At 66.6% G+C, this 17,501-nt stretch carries 14 protein-coding genes, 1 tRNA gene and 1 pseudogene; 8 read left to right on the top strand and 8 right to left on the bottom strand.

Features of this window, described 5'->3' with window-relative positions; genetic code table 11:
* Positions 1-6 precede the first annotated feature (6 nt).
* From LK996_RS06750 to LK996_RS06740, 3 genes are all read left to right on the top strand, one after another.
* Positions 7-82 (top strand) — tRNA-Thr (locus LK996_RS06750).
* Between the two features lie 28 nt (positions 83-110).
* Positions 111-1,034 (top strand): arginase, encoded by a 924-nt coding sequence (gene rocF, locus LK996_RS06745; RefSeq protein WP_230526356.1) that lies wholly within the window; start codon positions 111-113, stop codon positions 1,032-1,034.
* 125 nt (positions 1,035-1,159) lie between these two features.
* The gene (locus tag LK996_RS06740; protein WP_230526355.1) at positions 1,160-1,321 is read left to right on the top strand and encodes an entericidin A/B family lipoprotein; all 162 of its coding nucleotides are present in this window, start codon (positions 1,160-1,162) and stop codon (positions 1,319-1,321) included.
* A 110-nt stretch (positions 1,322-1,431) separates the two neighbouring features.
* On the opposite strand, the gene LK996_RS06735 is transcribed toward LK996_RS06740, so the two are convergent.
* Complete coding sequence (locus LK996_RS06735) at positions 1,432-2,241, bottom strand: hypothetical protein (RefSeq protein WP_230526354.1); 810 nt, start codon at positions 2,239-2,241, stop codon at positions 1,432-1,434.
* Between the two features lie 128 nt (positions 2,242-2,369).
* Here LK996_RS06735 and LK996_RS06730 point away from each other — a divergent pair.
* From LK996_RS06730 to LK996_RS06720, 3 genes and pseudogenes are all read left to right on the top strand, one after another.
* Positions 2,370-3,689 (top strand): annotated as a pseudogene (locus LK996_RS06730) (tryptophan--tRNA ligase); the annotation flags it as partial.
* Positions 3,690-3,712: 23 nt separating this feature from the next.
* Positions 3,713-4,018, top strand: a complete 306-nt coding sequence (locus LK996_RS06725; RefSeq protein WP_230526352.1) for a hypothetical protein — start codon at positions 3,713-3,715, stop codon at positions 4,016-4,018.
* A gap of 95 nt (positions 4,019-4,113) precedes the next feature.
* Positions 4,114-5,208 carry a GGDEF domain-containing protein gene (locus LK996_RS06720; protein ID WP_230526351.1) on the top strand — a complete coding sequence of 365 codons (1,095 nt, stop codon included), beginning with the start codon at positions 4,114-4,116 and terminating at the stop codon, positions 5,206-5,208.
* Between the two features lie 42 nt (positions 5,209-5,250).
* Here LK996_RS06720 and LK996_RS06715 read toward each other — a convergent pair whose 3' ends face one another.
* The 4 genes from LK996_RS06715 to pdhA are packed head-to-tail and all read right to left on the bottom strand — an operon-like array spanning position 5,251 to position 9,097.
* Complete coding sequence (locus LK996_RS06715; protein WP_230526350.1) at positions 5,251-5,631, bottom strand: VOC family protein; 381 nt, start codon at positions 5,629-5,631, stop codon at positions 5,251-5,253.
* 16 nt (positions 5,632-5,647) lie between these two features.
* Positions 5,648-7,027, bottom strand: coding sequence for a dihydrolipoamide acetyltransferase family protein (locus LK996_RS06710; RefSeq protein WP_230526349.1), 1,380 nt, complete (start codon positions 7,025-7,027; stop codon positions 5,648-5,650).
* An 8-nt stretch (positions 7,028-7,035) separates the two neighbouring features.
* The gene (locus LK996_RS06705; RefSeq protein WP_230526348.1) at positions 7,036-8,025 is read right to left on the bottom strand and encodes an alpha-ketoacid dehydrogenase subunit beta; all 990 of its coding nucleotides are present in this window, start codon (positions 8,023-8,025) and stop codon (positions 7,036-7,038) included.
* On the bottom strand, positions 8,018-9,097 hold the full coding sequence (gene pdhA, locus LK996_RS06700; protein ID WP_230526347.1) for a pyruvate dehydrogenase (acetyl-transferring) E1 component subunit alpha: 1,080 nt from the start codon (positions 9,095-9,097) through the stop codon (positions 8,018-8,020). Before pdhA ends, LK996_RS06705 begins: the two co-directional genes overlap by 8 nt.
* A 49-nt stretch (positions 9,098-9,146) precedes the next feature.
* Here pdhA and LK996_RS06695 point away from each other — a divergent pair, with 49 nt between their 5' ends.
* Entirely contained in the window at positions 9,147-10,052 is a 906-nt protein-coding gene (locus tag LK996_RS06695; RefSeq protein ID WP_230526346.1) for a tryptophan 2,3-dioxygenase, read from the top strand.
* A gap of 136 nt (positions 10,053-10,188) precedes the next feature.
* The gene (locus LK996_RS06690) at positions 10,189-11,694 is read left to right on the top strand and encodes a peptide MFS transporter (RefSeq protein ID WP_230526345.1); all 1,506 of its coding nucleotides are present in this window, start codon (positions 10,189-10,191) and stop codon (positions 11,692-11,694) included.
* An 89-nt stretch (positions 11,695-11,783) separates the two neighbouring features.
* Here LK996_RS06690 and LK996_RS06685 read toward each other — a convergent pair whose 3' ends face one another.
* The 3 genes from LK996_RS06685 to LK996_RS06675 form a co-directional block, all read right to left on the bottom strand.
* Positions 11,784-13,172 (bottom strand): M20/M25/M40 family metallo-hydrolase, encoded by a 1,389-nt coding sequence (locus LK996_RS06685; protein ID WP_230526344.1) that lies wholly within the window; start codon positions 13,170-13,172, stop codon positions 11,784-11,786.
* A 70-nt stretch (positions 13,173-13,242) separates the two neighbouring features.
* The gene (locus LK996_RS06680) at positions 13,243-15,669 is read right to left on the bottom strand and encodes a TonB-dependent receptor (RefSeq protein ID WP_343225853.1); all 2,427 of its coding nucleotides are present in this window, start codon (positions 15,667-15,669) and stop codon (positions 13,243-13,245) included.
* A gap of 112 nt (positions 15,670-15,781) precedes the next feature.
* Positions 15,782-17,491, bottom strand: a complete 1,710-nt coding sequence (locus tag LK996_RS06675) for a tetratricopeptide repeat-containing sulfotransferase family protein (RefSeq protein ID WP_230526342.1) — start codon at positions 17,489-17,491, stop codon at positions 15,782-15,784.
* Between the last annotated feature and the right edge of the window lie 10 nt (positions 17,492-17,501).

Genomic DNA, 17,501 nt, shown 5'->3' with positions numbered 1-17,501 from the left:
GCGTTCGCCGGCATAGCTCAGTTGGTAGAGCAACCGCCTTGTAAGCGGTAGGTCGTCAGTTCGATTCTGACTGCCGGCACCATGCCCCTTGGTGCAGTAACATCGGCCGCATGAGCCGCTCCTATCCCCCCGTCAGTCTCCTGGGCGCGCCGACCGACATCGGCGCCGGTCATCGCGGTGCGGGCCTCGGGCCCGAAGCGCTGCGCATCGCCGGCCTGCCCGAAGCACTCGCCGCGCGCGGCATCGATGTCGTCGATCGCGGCAACCTCGATGGCCCGCGCAATCCGTGGCAACCGCCGACCGACGGCTATCGCCATCTCGGCGAAGTCGTCGAATGGAATCGCGTCGTGATGGAAGGCGTCGCCGCGGAACTCGCCGCGGGCCGCATGCCGATCCTGCTCGGTGGCGATCACTGCCTCGGCATCGGTTCGATCACCGCCGTCGCCAATCATTGCCGCAAGGCCGGAAAGAAGCTGCGCGTGATCTGGCTGGATGCGCACGCCGACTTCAACACGCACAACGTCACGCCGTCGGGCAACATCCACGGCATGCCAGTCGCGTGCCTGTGCGGCCTCGGTCCGCAGGAACTCACGCAACTCGGCGGCAACGCGCCCGCCTTGCATCCGAGCGAGATCCGCCAGATCGGCATCCGCTCCGTCGACGAAGGCGAGAAGCGCCTGGTGCAGGAACACGGGCTCGATGTGTACGACATGCGCTACATCGACGAAGTCGGCATGAAGCGCGCGATGGAAGAAGCGCTCGATGGCGTCGACGCCGACACCCACGTGCACGTGAGCTTCGATGTCGACTTCCTCGACCCGAGCATCGCGCCCGGCGTCGGCACCACCGTGCCGGGCGGCCCCAACTATCGCGAAGCGCAACTCGTGATGGAAATGATCGCCGACAGCGGCGGCATGGGCTCGCTGGACATCGTCGAGCTCAACCCGCTGCTGGATGCGCAGAACGCGACCGCGAAGCTCGCCGTCGACCTGGTCGAGAGCCTGTTCGGCAAGTCGACCTTGATGCGCGATTGACACCGCTGAATGGATGAGCAAGGCCCGCTCGGCACTCGACGCGGGCTTCACGGTCGCTTGCGTCGAATGGGCAGCGAGGACGGCGGGGTGTCGTCCCGCGACATTCCACCAAGGAGAGCCGACACATGAAAGGTTCGCTGACGAAGCGCCTGGTCTACCTGATGATCCTCGGCCTGTTCTCGCTGAACTTCCTCACGGCGTGCAACACCGTCGCCGGCGCTGGCAAGGACATCGAAGCAGCGGGCGACAAGATCGACGACACGGCCACGAAGGAAAAGAACGACTAAGTTCCAAGTTCGAGGTCCGACGACGAGGAGCGGCACGCGGCGTTCCAGGAGTGTTGCGCCGCTGCAGGGATGCACAAAGACGGCCCGGGTTCTACCGGGCCGTCATTTTTTCATGGGTCGGCGACGAACCCGTCGGGGAACGCGCGCGGCGTCTGCGTCGACCAGTAAGGACGCGGCCGGGGCAACACGCCCATCGCGACCAGCGCATCGCGATCGTCGTAACGCAATTCGGTCACCTGCGAGGGTGAGCGCGAAGCGCGCACGAAGTCCGCGTATTCCACGCGCGAGTATTCGCGCTGGCCATGGCCGGTGCCGAGGCGCTGGCGGTTCATCGCGTCGGCTTCGCTCGCGGCCTTCGCTTGCGCGGACGGCGCGCGTGGTGCGGACTGTGCAGGCGCATCGGCGCGAGCGCTCTCTTCGCGCATGCCTTCATAAGGGACGACCGTCGGCGGTGGAGGTTCGTACGCGATCGGCCGCGCTTCGCGGAACACCGCGATGCCGACGACACCGACGTTGCGCGGTCGCCCCGTGCGCGCGGCATACGAATCGGGCAGGTCGGTGAAGACGAACTGCGCGACGTCGTCGAGCGACTTGCGCCAGCCCGCGACTTCGGTGCTCTGCCACGGGCCAAGGACGTAGCCCGCCTGCGAGGGATGCGCGGTCTGCCCACTGACCGCGTTGACGCCGTCGACCGACAGGACGACCAGCACACGCTCGCCCGAGGTGTTGGTCAGGCGCACGGCATAGCGATGGCCGGGCACGCCGGGAACCCAGATGTCGCCGCGCCACGGGGTTTCGGGAAGCCACTGCCCGGTATCCCGGTCGACGAGGTCGACATCGACGAGGGAGCGGCCCCAGGCGGTCGGGCAACCGCTGGTCGTGGCGAGCAGGGCAGAGAGCAGGAGCAGGTTGCGCAACATGTCGGTAGGCCTCGCGATGGAAAGGGAGCCAGCGGTAAACAGTGCATTCCCTTGAACGCACGGGTGGTCCGGGCGGGGTTGGGCGCGCCGCGGGTACACTGGGCGCCTTGTTTCCACGTGTCTTCGCAATGCCTTCCACGACCCCGCGCACCCGTGTCCTCACCGGCATCACCACGTCAGGCACGCCGCACCTGGGCAATTACGTCGGTGCGATCCGGCCGGCCATCGCCGCCAGCCGCGACGCCGCGACCGAGAGTTTCTATTTCCTCGCCGACTACCACGCGCTGATCAAGGTGCAGGAGCCGGCGCGCGTGCAGCGTTCGACGCTCGAAATCGCCGCCGCGTGGCTCGCGTGCGGACTCGATCCGGCGAAGGTGTGGTTCTATCGCCAGAGCGACGTGCCGGAGATCCCGGAGCTCACGTGGTTGCTGACGTGCGTGGCGGGCAAGGGCCTGCTCAATCGCGCGCATGCGTACAAGGCCGCGGTCGACAAGAACCGCATCGAGCAACTCGACGACGACGCGGGCGTCACCGCCGGCCTCTTCATGTATCCGGTGCTGATGGCCGCCGACATCCTCCTGTTCAACGCGAACAAGGTGCCGGTGGGTCGCGACCAGGTGCAGCACATCGAGATGGCGCGCGATTTCGGCCAGCGCTTCAATCATCTTTATGGAGAGCACTTCGCGTTGCCGGAAGCGGCGATCGAAGAGCACGTCGCCACCTTGCCCGGCCTCGATGGCCGCAAGATGAGCAAGAGCTACGACAACACCATTCCCTTGTTCGCGCCGCGCGATCAGTTGAAGAAGCTGATCTTCGCGATCAAGACCGACTCGCGCGCGCCGGGCGAAGCGAAGGACACGCAGGACTCCGCGTTGTTCCAGCTGTACCAGGCGTTCGCCTCGGCCGACGAAGTGGCTGCGATGCGCAAGGCCTTCGCCGACGGCATCGCGTGGGGCGATGCGAAGCAGCAGCTGTTCGAGCGCATCGATCGCGAAGTCGCGCCATTGCGCGAGAAGTACGAAGCGTTGATGGCCAACCCCGCGCACATCGAAGCACTGCTGCGCGACGGCGCGCAGCGCCTGCGCGCGACGTACGCGACGCCGCTGCTCGCCACGCTGCGCGAAGCGGTGGGCCTGCGCGATCTCTCGTCGCAGGCGACGACGACGCAAGCGCGCGAAGCCAAACGCGCCGCGCCGATGTTCAAGCAATATCGCGAGGCCGACGGCAAGTTCTACTTCAAGCTCGTCGACGGCGACCGCGTGCTGTTGCAGAGCGGCGGCTTCGACTCCGCGCGCGACGCGGGCCAGTTGGTCGCGCGCGCGAAGCAGGATGCCGGACGCACGTTCGAAGTCGATGCGGCAACGGGCGAAGTGCGCTTCGGCGACGGCGTGATCGGCCACGTGCCGCCGACGGGCAGCGCCGACGACCTGCGCGCTGCACTGCAGCGGTTCGCGGAGACCGAGGCGGCGCAATGAACGCCTTCGTCGAACACAACCTCGCCGCGATCCTGTTCCTCCCGTGGTTCGCGATCCTCGCAGTGCTCTTCTGGATCTACCCGCGCCAGCCGCGCCCGTCCTGGCGGACGTGGTTCGACCTCGGGGCGCTGGCCGCCTCGTCGCTGGCCTTCTTCCTCAGCCTCCACTGGGCCCTGGAATGGGCCGATCGGGGCTTCGGGAGGTTGTGGCAGCAGATCGTCGGGACCTCGGTCTCGTATGGCGCATTCCTCACGGCATTGGGGCTGGCGTTCTGGCTCCGGCATCGAATGTTGCGGCGCTGATTCCGGTTTGACGCCGGGCAATCCGTAAAATCCCCCTCATTCAGGAAGTTCGCGACGGCAGGAAGCCGGCCCCCCCGGTCCCCCCAGGCCCCGCAATGTCCGCTGTTCCCTCATCCCTGTCGTTCGTCGACGTTGCCGAAGCCGCGCGCCAGGCGGCGCTCGACCGCTACGCGATCGTCGACACGGCGCCGGAACAGGCGTTCGACGACATCGTGCGGCTCGCGTCCATGCTGTGCGACGTGCCGGCCGCGGCGATCTCCTTCATCGACCAGGACCGCCTGTGGTTCAAGGCGCGCACCGGCATCGACCAGCCGCAGCTCGATCGTTCGCAATCGCTGTGCGGGCATGCGATCGACGCGCCGCAGGAAACGCTCGTCGTCGACGACCTCGACCTGCGTCCCGACTACGCGCGCCGTCGCCGCTTGCATGGGCTGCGTCCGCGTTTCTACGCCGGCGTGCCGTTGCTCAGCCCGGAAGGCCAGGCGCTGGGCGTGCTGAGCGTCGGCGACACCACGCCGCGCACGATCACCGCACAGCAACTCGAAGGCCTGCAGCTCCTCGCGCGCCAGACCGAACACCTGCTGGAACTGCGTCGTTACCTGCGCGAACAGGGGCGCCTGCTCGCGCAACGCGAAGCCGTCGCGCGCCGCGCCGAAGATGCGCGCAACGATCTGCAACGCCGCCACGACGACCTGCAGTACGCCGCGACCCACGACGCATTGACCGGCCTGCTCAATCGCACTGGCCTGGATCAGCTGCGCGAATCGAACGAAGCGGACGCGCGCCTGTCATCGGGCCCGTACGTGCTGATCGTCCTCGATATCGATCACTTCAAGCGCATCAACGATCGGCACGGACACCTGTTCGGCGATCGCGCGCTGTGCGCGGTGGCCGACGCGATCTCGCGCTCGGTGCGCGCGACCGACATCGCCGCGCGATTCGGCGGCGAAGAATTCCTCGTCGTGCTGCCCGACACGCGCCTGGATGGCGGCGCGGAAATCGCCGAGCGCATTCGCCGCCAGGTGGAAGCGCTCGCATTGTCGGCGCCGATCACCGTCTCGCTGGGCGTCGCCGATGGCGCGCCCGGCAGCGATGCGCCGGAGAATGTATTCGAGCGCGCGGACCAGGCGCTGTATCGCGCGAAGAAAGGCGGGCGGAATCGCGTGGTCGCGGACGACACGCCGCGCTGACGTGCAATGAAAAAGGCCGCGTCTTCCGCGGCCTTTTTCATGTCACCACTGGTTCGGCGCGGGCCCCTTGTCGGGTTCCTTCATCTTCACGACGCAGAAGCGCTGACCGGTCGGCGCTTCCATCACCCACCAGCGCTTCACCCAGCCGACGCGTTTCGCACCCAGCGCTTCGAGGCGCGCGACCTCCGCGTCCTGGTCGTCGGCTTCGATGTCCAGGTGCACGCGCGACGGATGGCCGACCTTCTGCACTTCGACGTAGAGGTTGGACGGCGTGTCCTTCAGCGACGTGTATTCGGCGTCCTCTTCGAGGAGGTGTTCGCCCTTCGGGTAGCCGAGCGCCTGGCTCCAGAAGTCGACGGCCGCAGCGTGGTCGTCCGTATTGCAATCGATGATGAAACCGGAGAGTCGGCTGCGGTGCGCCATGGTGTCGCTCCTGTCGTCAGTGTGGCTTCGCGAGATCGTCCAGCATCGCCTTGAGGAAGCGTGCGGCCTCGCCGCCCGTGCAGGCGCGGTGGTCGAACGTCACCGACAGCGGGATGACCTTGTGCGATTCGAATCCGCCCATCACCGGCGTCATCTGGTGGCGGCCCTTGCCCGCGGCGATGATCGCAACGCACGGCGGCACGATCACCGGCGTCGCGTAGCGACCGGCGAACATGCCGAAGTTCGACAGCGAGATCGTGTAGCCGGTGAGTTCCGACATCGGGATCGAACGATCCTCGACCTGCGTGCGCAGGCGATTGACCGCTTCGCGCACGCCGCGCGCGTCGAGCACGTCGGCGTTGCGCAGCGCGGGCACGAACAAGCCATCGTCGGTGTCGACCGCGATGCCGATGTCGACGTGCGGATGCAGCGTGCGCGTCAGGTTGTCGCCGTCGAACCACGCGTTGAGCGCGGGCACGGCCTTCGCGGCGGCGACGATCGACCGCACGAGGCGGCCGGTGATGTCGTTGCCCGGCGCCCATGCGTGGATGTCGGCATCGTCGCTGAGCGTGGTCGGCACGACCTTCGCGTGCGCGTCGGCCATCACGCGCGCCATGTTGCGGCGCACGCCCTTGAGTTGTTCCGGCTGGCCCGTCGCCTGCACGCCAGGCGGCTGCGTGCGCATCGGCTTGCCGGCCTGCGAGACCGTCGTGCGTTGCGCAGCGGCCTGCGCCGGTGCGGCCGCGGGTGCAGCGGCGGCGCGCGGCGCAGGCGCGGCAGCACCGGCGCGTGCGGAACCATCGGCCGCCGCGTTCTTGACGTCCTGCATCGTCACCACGCCGTCGGGCCCGGTCGCACGCACGCGCGCGATGTCGACGCCCATCTTGCGCGCGAGTGCGCGCACGGCCGGCACGGCCTTGACGCCGCCGACAGACGAAGCGGCCTCGGCGCGCACGGCATCCGACGACTGCATCGCACCGACGACCGTGCCGCTGTCTTCGCGCTCGGCCTTCGGTGCGGGCGCGTCGGTTTCGGTGATCACGCCGCCTTCGTCGGACGCGACGACCTTGTCTTCCGACACGTGCGCACCGGCGCCCTTCGGCGGACCGTGGTGGTGGCCGGTGTCCTGGCCTTCCGCGCGCTGCGGCATCGACGGATCGATCTCGAATTCGGCGAGCACCGCGCCGGTGATGACGATGTCGCCCGGGCCGCCGGCGAGCTTCAGCACCTTGCCCGACACGGGCGAGGGCACGTCGACCACCGCCTTCGCGGTTTCCATCGACACGAGGTTGTCGTCGAGCTTGATGGTGTCGCCGACCTTGACGTACCACTCGACGATGGTCGCGTCGGGCAGGCCTTCGCCGAGGTCGGGAAGCAGGAACTGTTTCGTCGTCATGGTCGTCCTCAGGCGTGCGCGACCGCGCGCTTGGCGGCGGCGACGATCTTGTCCACGCTCGGCAGATACTTCATCTCGAGGCGGAAGAGCGGGATGTGGGTGTCGTAACCGGTGACGCGTTCGACCGGCGCGACGAGGTCGTACATCGATTCTTCGGCCAGGCGCGCGGCGATCTCCGCGCCGAAGCCCGCGGTCTTCGGGGCTTCATGCACGATGACGCAGCGGCCGGTCTTGCTCACCGATTCGGCGATGGTCGCGAAGTCGAGCGGACGTAGCGTGGCGACGTCGATGACTTCCGCGCTGATGCCGTCCTTGCCGAGTGCTTCGGCGGCTTCCAGGCATTCCTTCACCTGCGCGCCCCAGGTCACGAGGGTCACGTCGGTGCCGTCGCGCAGCACGTAGCAGACGTCGAGCGGCAACGCTTCGCCGTCGTCCGGCACGACTTCCTTGTACTGGCGATAGATGCGCTTGGGTTCCATGAAGATGACCGGATCCGGATCGCGGATCGCGGCCAGCAACAGGCCGTAGGCGCGCGCGGGCGAAGACGGCAGCACGACGCGCAGGCCCGGCACGTTGGTGAAGATCGCCTCGTTCGCTTCCGAATGATGTTCCGGCGCGCGGATGCCGCCGCCCCACGGCACGCGCAGGACCATCGGGCACGTCAGGCGACCGCGCGTGCGGTAACGGAAACGCGCGGCGTGGCAGATGATGTGATCGACCATCGGATACACGAAGCCGTCGAACTGCGCTTCGGCGACGGGCTTCATGCCCTGCGAGGCGAGGCCGACGGTGAGGCCGGCGATCGTCGTTTCGTCGAGCGGCGTGTCGAGCACGCGCTCCGAACCGAACGTCGCCTGCAGGCCGGCGGTCGCGCGGAACACGCCGCCGTTGACGCCGACGTCTTCGCCGAGCACGACGACGGATTCGTCGGCGCGCATCTCGTACGCGAGCGCCTGCGTGATCGCTTCGATCAGCGTGATTGCTGCCGGCTCAGCCATGGGTCTTGCCCTCCGCGGCGAGCGCAGCCGCACGCTGCGCGAGCAGGTCGGGCGGCGGATCGGCATACAGGTAATCGAACATCGCGGTCACCGGCTGCACCTTCAGTTCCAGGTAGGCGTTGATTTCCACGTCGACCTGCTTGGCGCATTCCTCGGTCCACGCGGTTTCCATGGATTCGTTCCAGGCGCCGGCGTGCGTGAGGTAGTTGCGCAGGCGCATGATCGGTTCGCGCGTCCACGCGGCCTTGACTTCGTCTTCGCCGCGATAGCGACGCGCGTCGTCCGCGGTGGTGTGGTCGTGCAGGCGATACGTCATGAATTCGATGACGCTGCCGCCTTCGCCGTTGCGCGCGCGGACCACGGCGCGACGCATGCCTTCGAGCACGGCGATCAGGTCGTTGCCGTCGACCTGCAGGCAGTTCAATCCGCCGGCGAGGCCCTTCTGCGCGAGCGTCTGCGCACCGGTCTGCGCGGTGCGCGGCACCGAGATCGCCCAACCGTTGTTGATGATGCACTGGATGAACGGCAGCGCGTACGCACCGGCGGAGTTGATCGCCGCGTACGTGTCGGTCTTCGAAGAACCGCCGTCGCCGCAGCACGTGACCGCCACGCGCTTCTCGCCGCGCAGCTTGAACGCGAGCGCGGCGCCCGCGGCGTGCAGGCATTGCGTCGCGATCGGCACGCACCACGGATAGTCGTGCTTCGGGCCGGAGAAATCGTTGCCGCGTTCGTCGCCGCCCCAGTACATCAGGACTTCGCGCGGTTTGACGCCGCGCATGAACTGCGCGCCGTATTCGCGGTAGCTGGGTGCGAACACATCGTCGGCCTGCATCGATGCGCCGATGCCGACGTGCGTGGCTTCATGGCCGAGGCAACTGGCGTACGTGCCGAGCTTGCCGGTGCGTTGCAGCGCGATCGCCTTCGCATCGAAGGTGCGCACGTACAACATCTGCTTGAACAACGGCACGAGGGCCGAGGCGTCGCGGAAGGCCTGCGGCAGTTCGGCGACGGGTTTGCCGTCGGGCCCGAGGTACTGCAGGTACTCGATCTGGAACTGTGCGGCGAGGGTCATTGCGAACTTCGACTCGGGCGACAGGAACCGTGGATGATACCCTTGTCGCATGAGCATTGAAGACGACGGACTGGTGAAGGGCGGCCCGGAGAACCAGCGCCAGCTAGAGGCCGGCATCCACGTCGATCTCGAAGGCCGGCTGACCTACGGGGGCTACCTCCAACTCGGGCGCCTGCTCTCGGCCCAGCAACCCCTGTCGAACCCGCCGCACCACGACGAACTGCTCTTCATCGTGCAGCACCAGGTGTCGGAGTTGTGGATGAAGTTGCTGGTGCACGAGTTGTCCGCGGCGACCGCGCACCTGCGCGAAGACCGCCTCGAGCCGTGCCAGAAGATCTTCGCGCGCTGCAAGCAGGTGCTGCGCCAGCTGACCGAAATGTGGTCGGTGCTGGAGACGCTCACGCCGTCGGAATACATGGAGTTCCGCGAGATCCTCGGGCCGTCGTCGGGCTTCCAGTCCCTGCAGTACCGCACGATCGAATTCCTGCTGGGCAACAAGAACGAGCAGATGCTGCGCGTGTTCGCCTACGACCCGGAAGGGCAGGCGAAGCTGCAGGCCGCGCTCGAAGCGCCGAGCCTGTACGACGAAGCGTTGCGTTACCTCGCGCGCCACGGCCATCCGGTGCCGGCGCGCCACGTCGAACGCGACTGGTCGCAGCCGCATGCGTTCTCGCAGGACCTCGTGCCGGTGTTCGAGTCGATCTACGAAAACACGCGCCAGCACTGGGACGCGTACCACCTGTGCGAAGACCTGGTCGACCTGGAAACGCAGTTCCAACTTTGGCGATTCCGCCACATGCGCACGGTGATGCGGATCATCGGCTTCAAGAAAGGCACCGGTGGGTCGAGCGGCGTCGGCTTCCTCAAGCAGGCGCTGGAGCTCACCTTCTTCCCGGAATTGTTCGAAGTCCGCACCGTGATCGGCCTTCCGGGCCACCCTGCGCCCGCCGCCTGAATACGCGTTGCGCCGATGGTGCAACGCAGCATCACACTTTTCCGGTTTGACGGGCCAAGCTGAGCCGGTGACTATCGACCGGATTGCCCGCCATCCCGGCGGGCGCACCTACGTCTAGAGAAACAGGGGCCACCGCATGAGTACAGCGGCGACGACACCGGGCGCGAGCGCGCCCATTCCGGAATTCAAGCAAGTCATGGGGCATCCGCGTCCCTTGTGGATGCTGTTCATGACGGAGTTCTGGGAGCGCTTCGCGTTCTACGGAATCCGCTGGGCCCTCGTGCTCTACATCGTGCAGCAGTTCTACGACGGGTCCGGCACGGGCGAAGCCCCGGCCAACCGCATCTACGGCGCGTACCTCGCCCTCGTGTACGCCGCGGCGATCTTCGGCGGTTACGTCGCCGATCGCATCCTCGGTTACCAGCGTTCGATCCTGCTCGGCGCCGTCGTGATGTCCGCGGGCTTGTTCATGATCGCGTGGCCCGACGAGACGATCTTCAAGGTCGGACTCGCCACCGTGATCGCGGGCAACGGCCTGTTCAAGCCGAACATCTCCGCGATGGTCGGCAAACTCTATGCGACCGGCGACGAACGCCGAGACTCGGGCTTCACCCTGTTCTACATGGGCATCAACCTCGGTGCGATGTTCGCGCCGCTGCTGACCGGCTGGATCGCCGAGAACATGTTCGGCGGCACGCCGGAGCTGCCGACCTACAAGGTGGTCTTCATGACCGCCGGCGTGGGCATGCTGATCAGCCTGGTGTGGTTCTGGTTCGGCCGCCGCCAGCTCGCGGGCATCGGTCGTCCGCCGGAAGGCGACGGCGGCAAGCACAAGGTCCTGTACGTGCTCCTCGCGGCGATCGTCGCGATCCCGGTGTTCTACTTCCTGCTCGCGATCGATGCAGGCAACCTGCAGTGGATCCTGACCGCGATGTTCCTCGCGCTGTGCGCGATGATCCTCGTCGAAGGCTTCCGCGAGGGTCCCGTGGCGCGCAACCGCGCGATCGCGATGCTGATCATCTTCACCTTCAACGTCCTGTTCTGGTGCTTCTTCGAACAGGCGGGCAGTTCGTTCAACTTCCTCGCCGACAAGATCGTCGACCGCGAAATGTTCGGCTGGATCTTCCCGGTGGGCTGGTTCCAGTCGGTGAACTCGCTGGCGATCATCACGCTCGCGCCGATCGTGGCGTGGACGTGGATCAAGATGGGCCGCCACAACCCGTCGATCCCGCGCAAGTTCGGCCTCGGCATCATCTTCAACGGCCTGGCGTTCCTGCTGTTGATGGCGGCGCTGTCGGGCATGGTGAACGACGCCGGCAAGATTCCGTTCTGGACGCTCTTCATGGTTTACGTCATCCAGTCGGTGGGCGAGCTGTGCCTGTCCCCGATCGGCCTGTCGATGACCACGAAGCTCGCGCCGGTGAAGCTGGTCGGCTTCGCGATGGGCGGCTGGTTCCTGTCCACGGGCATCGGCAACAACCTGTCGGGCATCTTCGCAAGCCACGTCAGCGGCGCCGAAGGCATGACGGTCGCATCCGCGCACGCGGGCTACACGTCGGGCTTCATCTACCTGATGGTGGGCGGCGTGCTGCTGTTCCTGATCGCACCGCTGATCCAGAAGCTGATGCACGGCGTGAAGTAACACGCGCCTGGTTCCCGCTTTCGCGGGAATGACGACAACAAAAAACGGCGGCCTTCGGGCCGCCGTTTTTCTTTCGGGAGATCGGTCGCTCAGCGCTTGCCCGCGACATCCTTCAACAGCACGTACCAGTAATCGAGCCCGTCGTAGAACCCCTTCACCGGCACGCGTTCATCCAGCCCGTGCGCGAAGGCATCGCTGTCCTTCATGAACATCCCGCCGACGCCGTACGTCGGGATGCCCGCGTTGCGGAAGTACATGCCATCGGTCGCGCCGGAGGATTGGTTGGGCACGATCTCGATGTCCGGATACAGCGTGTGCACGGCGCGTGTCACCGCGTCCACCACGTCGGGACGCAACGGCGACGCCTCGCTCGAGACCGGCGAGCCGATCGTCGTCACTTCGACGTTCCCGCCCACGACTTCCTGCAGCGTCTTGCGCACGTCTTCGATCGACGTGCCCGGGAAGATGCGGCAGTTGACGTTCGCCGTCGCCGACTGCGGCAGCGCGTTGCGGCCGTGGCCGCCGCGCAGCATCGTCGCCACGCACGTCGTGCGCGTGCGGCCGACGTTGCCCGGATCGGCGGCGAGCGTTTCGACGGCGGCCTGGTTCTGCGGGTCCTCCGCGAACGCGCGCATCGAAGCGCCGAGCGCGCCGGGCGCGACCTTGCCCTCGGCCGCGAACTCCGCGAGCGTCGTGTCGTTCCACATCGTCGGGAAGCGGTACGCCTGCACCTTCTTCAGCGCGTCTGCGAGCTGGTAGATCGCATTCGTCGGCGTCGGTCGCGAGCTGTGGCCACCCGCGTCGTGCGTCGAGAGCTCGAAGTCGGCGTACGCCTTCTCCGCGGTCTGGATGCTGAAGGTGCGCGCGGTGCCGTCCTCTTCGAGCGTGCCGCCGCCGCCGTCGTAGTTGAGCGCGTAGTCGGCGTCGATGAGGTCGCGGTGGGTGGTCGCGAGGTCGCGCGTCGTCGCCATCTCGGTTTCCTCATCGCCGGTGAAGACGATCACGAGGTCGCGCGTGGGCACGAAGCCTTCGCGCTTCAGGCGCAGGAACGTCGCGGTGAGCGTGGCGATGCCGTCCTTCACGTCGCTCGTGCCGCGGCCGAAGAAGTAGCCGTTCTCTTCGATCAGCGTGAACGGATCGCGCTTCCAGTCGTTGGGATCGGCGGCGACGACGTCCATGTGCGCCATCAGCAGGATGGGTTTTCCGCCGCTGCCGTCCCCGCGGTAGCGCACCACCAGCGACGCGGTCTCGCCGACCGGCAACAGGTGGATGTCGGCGTCGGCGAAGCCGGCCTTGCGGAATTCGTCGGCGAGGAAGCCCGCCATCACCGGCACCTGGCCCAGGCCTTCGGATGTCTTGTACGAAATCAGCTTCGCGTAGAGCTCGCGCGCCTGCGATTGATCGGGCGTGAGGTCCGCGGCGAAGCAGGGCGCGGAGAGCATGAGTGCGAGCAGCGCGCCTGTCAGGGGGTTGCGCATGTGCGTGTCCAGTCGATTGGCGAAAAAAAACCGGCGGCGGCCACGCGGGCCGCCGCCGGACGTTGTCGGCTCAGAACTCCTGCGAGAAGCGCACGCCGAAACTGCGCGGCGGCGTGTGCACCGTGTAGGACTGCGTGCCGCAGGTGTCGGTGGCGCATTGCGCGAAGCGCGTCAGCTCACCGGCTTCGTCGAACGCGTTGGTGATGAAGAAGTCCAGCGCCCAGTTATTGCGGCGGAAACCGGCCGACAGGTCCACCTTCGTGTACGACTCGAGATCCCCGAACGCGGCAAGGTCTTCGATCGTGAGCGCTGCCGGGCGATTGCCGACATGCACCACCGCGCCCTGCACGTAGGACTCGAACGTGCCGACGTCGAACGCGTAGCGACCGGTCAGGTTGCCCTTGAAACGCGGCGTCACCGGCAGGCGCGTCCCGACCGGCGCCTGCGGACCGTCGACGGCTTCGTCGTCGTCCGGATCCAGCGGATCGTTCGGGTTGATCGTGCCGGGCGGACACGACGTCACCGGATTGCCGGCGAGGTCGTTGAAGCCGCAGTACTCCTTCGTCAATTCGGCGTCGTAGAACGCGAGGCCGCCGCTGACGCGGAAGTTGTAGGTCGCCGCCCAGTTCACGTCCATTTCCAGGCCGCGGATGCGCGCGTTGCCTGCGTTGCGGATCACCGTGAGGCCCGAGCCGCTCGGCGGGAGGAACGAATACTGGATGTCGTCCCAGTCCTCCTGGAAGATCGCGCCGTTGAACGCGAGGCGGTTGTTCATCCACGTCGTCTTCCAGCCGAGTTCCCAGTTGGTCAGGTAGTCGGGCAGGTACGGACCGACGGTGCCGTTGCGGTTGAGGCCGCCGGGACGGAAGCCTTCCGACCAGGTGCCGTACACCAACTTGTTCTCGTCGATCTTGTAGGTCAGGTTGGCGCGATAGATCGTGTCGCTCTTCTCGACGCGGTCGTCGAGGTTGACGCACGGCGAGCCGCGGAAGTTCTCGTCGGAGAAGCACAGCGCGACGCCGTAGTTGCTGCTGTAGCCGTCGCTGTAACCGAAGAAGCCCTTCAGGCTGTTGTCGTAGCGGAAGTGGCGCGCGCCGATGGTGCCGCTCCAGTGGTCGGTCATGTCCCACGTCACTTCGCCGAACACCGCTTCGTCGCGATCCACGCGCGCCTGGTTGGTGATCCAGATCGAATCCGGATAGCCGGGCACGGTGATCGAATCGGCGATGTCGCCGATGACCTGGTAGTTCTGGAAGATGTCGTGCTTCTGCTCCTGCCAGAACAGGCCGGCGACGAAGCGGACGGGCTGGTCGCCCGGCGAGGCGATGCGCAGTTCGTGGCTGTTCTTCTCGTACTCGTCGTCGCCGAGGATGATCTGCGACGGGTTCACGATGTTGCCGGCGTTGTCGTAGAAGTACGCGCCCGAGCTGGCGAGCGTGTCGTACCAGTACGAGTAGTCGCTGTAGTCGAACTGCGTTTCGAGGTCGCGATTGAGGTGGGCGAACGCGTAGGTCACGTCGAAGTTGCCGATCTTGCCTTCGATCGTCAGCGACGCCTGCATCCACGCGTCGTGCGCGCTCTCCGGGTAGAACTTGGCGACCTTGTACTCGCCGATCGTGTCGTCGCTGGCGAAGTTGCCGTACGAATCCTGCTTCTGCGCCATGATCGCCGGCGTGATCGACCAGTTGTCGCCCGCTTCCAGGCGCAACGCGGCGCGCGCACCGCGGGTGAAGATGTCGTTGTAGTTTTCTTCCGCGACGGTGCCGACGTTGGTGATCGTGCCGTTGCCGCCGGAGTCGTCGTCCCACGTGGGGAACGTGCGCGTGGCCGGGATGTTGTCGACGTAGCCCGCGTCCTTCTTGTCCCACGCGACGACGCGCACCGCGGCGCCGTTGCTGAGAGGCAGATTGACGAAACCTTCGGCGACGAAGCCCGAATCGCCACCGTTCATCGCACTGGCGCCGAATGCGTAACCCGCGGAGAAGCCGTCCGGATCCGGCTGGCGCGTGATGATGCGCAGCGTGCCGGACTGCGAGCTCGCGCCGTACAGCGTGCCCTGCGGACCGGCGAGCGCTTCGACGCGGTCGATGTCGTACAGGTGCACGTCGAGCACGCCGCCGATGGTGGTGACCGGTTGTTCGTCGAAGTACACGCCAACGCTCGGCTGCGGGCCCGAGTGGTTGCTGTTTTCGCCGCTGGCCACGCCGCGGAAGTAGGGCACCGAGGCGCCGCCTTCGCCGGTATCGAACGACAGCGACGGTACGTAGGCCGCGTAGTCGTTGAAGTCCTGCAGGTTCAGCTCGTCGAGCTTTTCCTGGCCGAGCACCTGGATGCTGATCGGCACCTTCTGCACGTCTTCCGCGCGCTTCTGCGCCGTGACCGTGACGGTCTCCAGCACCGGTGCCTGTTCCTGCGCTGTCGGTGTCGGTTGCGCTTGCGCCTGCGCGGCGTCCTGCGCGAACGCGGTACCGAATGCGAGCCAGATCGCCGCCGCCAAAGGCAGCCGGGCTGGTGGTTTACGACGGTGTGGCGTGGTGTGTCTTGAACGAGTCATCTGGACTTCCTCCCCGGGGCCAAGTGAACAAGCGATCGATCAAAACTGCGGTTGCCTAGAACTGCGGTGCTTCTGGATATGCCTCCAACACGGGACCCAACGCCGCCTTCAGCGGGTCGAGCCAAGGTTCGTAGTGGCGCCATTGGTCGACGCCCTCCTTGTAGATCGGGCGGCGCACCTGTTCCGAACTCGCGGTGCGCACCGGCCGGTCGTTCTCGTAGAAGCGCAGGCATTGCGCTTCGAACGGCAGGCCGCAGTAATCGAGCAGGCGGCGCACTTCGCTTTCCGTGTCCTCGACCATGCGTTCGTAGATCACGCGATGCACGCGGCCGGGCAGGACGTCGTCGTAATGCGCCATCAACTCGACGTAGTCGCGGTAGTAGCGGCCCATGTCGTCGAGCCCGTAGCTGAAGTTCTGCCCGCGCGCGAAGTGCTGCTTGAAGTTGGAGAAGCAGCAGGCCAGCGGATGCCGCCGTGCATCGATGATCTTCGCGTTCGGCAGCGCCAGCTGGATCAGGCCGATGTGCGCGAAGTTGTTCGGCATCTTGTCGATGAAACGCGGCGCACCCGACTTGCGGTGGATGCGCGTGCGTTCCATGTATTGCTCGCCGAGCCCGCGCAACGCGTCGCGATCGAGCGCGGCGAGCGCGTCGTGGTAGGGCTGCGACTGCGATTCGTCGACGAGACGGCGCAACTCGCGCGTCATCGAGATGATCTCGGGCAACTCCATCGTGCCTTCGACCATCGAATGGCTCGACAGGATCTGCTCCAGCAGCGTCGAGCCCGCGCGCGGCATGCCGACGATGAAGATGGGATCGTCGGCCTCGCAGCCAGACCCTGCGCGTTCGTCGAAGAAGGCGCGCGTGTAGGTGCGCTTGATGCGCTTCGTGCGCGCGGTGTTCTCGGCGGGCGTGTAGTAGAGCGACTCTCGACGCAGCGCATTGCCCTGCGCGTAGTGGGAGAACGATCGGTCGTAGTCGGCAGCGTCTTCGAGCGCCTTGCCCAGCGAGAAGTCCAGATGGTAACGATGCTCCACCGCCAGCGACGGGTTCTCGAGCTGGCGCTGCATCACCGCGATGTCGTCTTCGCTGAAGCGGAACGTCTTGAGGTTCGCCAGGCTCCACCACGCTTCGCCGAACGACGGATCGAGCGCGATGCAGCGGCGATACGCGGCGATCGATTCGTCCTTGCGGCCTTCGGTCTTCAGCGCGTGGCCCTGGTTCATCCAGACCTTCGGTTGGTCCGGATGTTCGTGCAGGATGACGGCGTAGATGTCGATCGCCTTGCCGTACTCGCCGATGCGGCAGAGCACCGCGGCCTGCAAATTGCGGATGTTCGGATTGCGCGGGTCGTGGCGCAGCAGCTTGTCGATCTGCGCGAGCGCCTCGGTCGGCTTGTTGCCGCGATGCAGGACGAGCGCGTAGTGCTGGCGCGCCGCGTGGAAGCTCGGCGCGAGTTCGACGCAGCGCGCGAGCAGGCGCTCGGCGTCTTCCTGTCGCCCGATGCGCGCGGCAAGTTCGCCGAGCATGCGGATCGCGGCGACATCGGTGGGTGCGCGCATCAGGTGTGCGCGCAACTGGGCTTCGGCGTCGGGAATGCGGTTCGCGGCGAGCGCGGCGGCGGCCTGCATCAGCGCCGGGTCCTTCGCCGCGTCGCGGACGTGGCGCACGTAGGCCGCGTCGGCGCCCGCGGCGTCGCCGGCGGCGGCGAGTCGATCGCCGAGGGCGAGCCAGGTCGACTTCGCATGCGAGGCCACCGTGTTCATGGCGCGCGTC

The sequence above is a fragment of the Noviluteimonas lactosilytica genome, from assembly GCF_020866925.1.
In the GTDB taxonomy this organism is placed as follows: domain Bacteria; phylum Pseudomonadota; class Gammaproteobacteria; order Xanthomonadales; family Xanthomonadaceae; genus Noviluteimonas; species Noviluteimonas lactosilytica.
The sequence above is the reverse complement of the archived record's forward strand: the minus strand, read 5'-3'. Positions and strand labels throughout refer to the sequence as shown.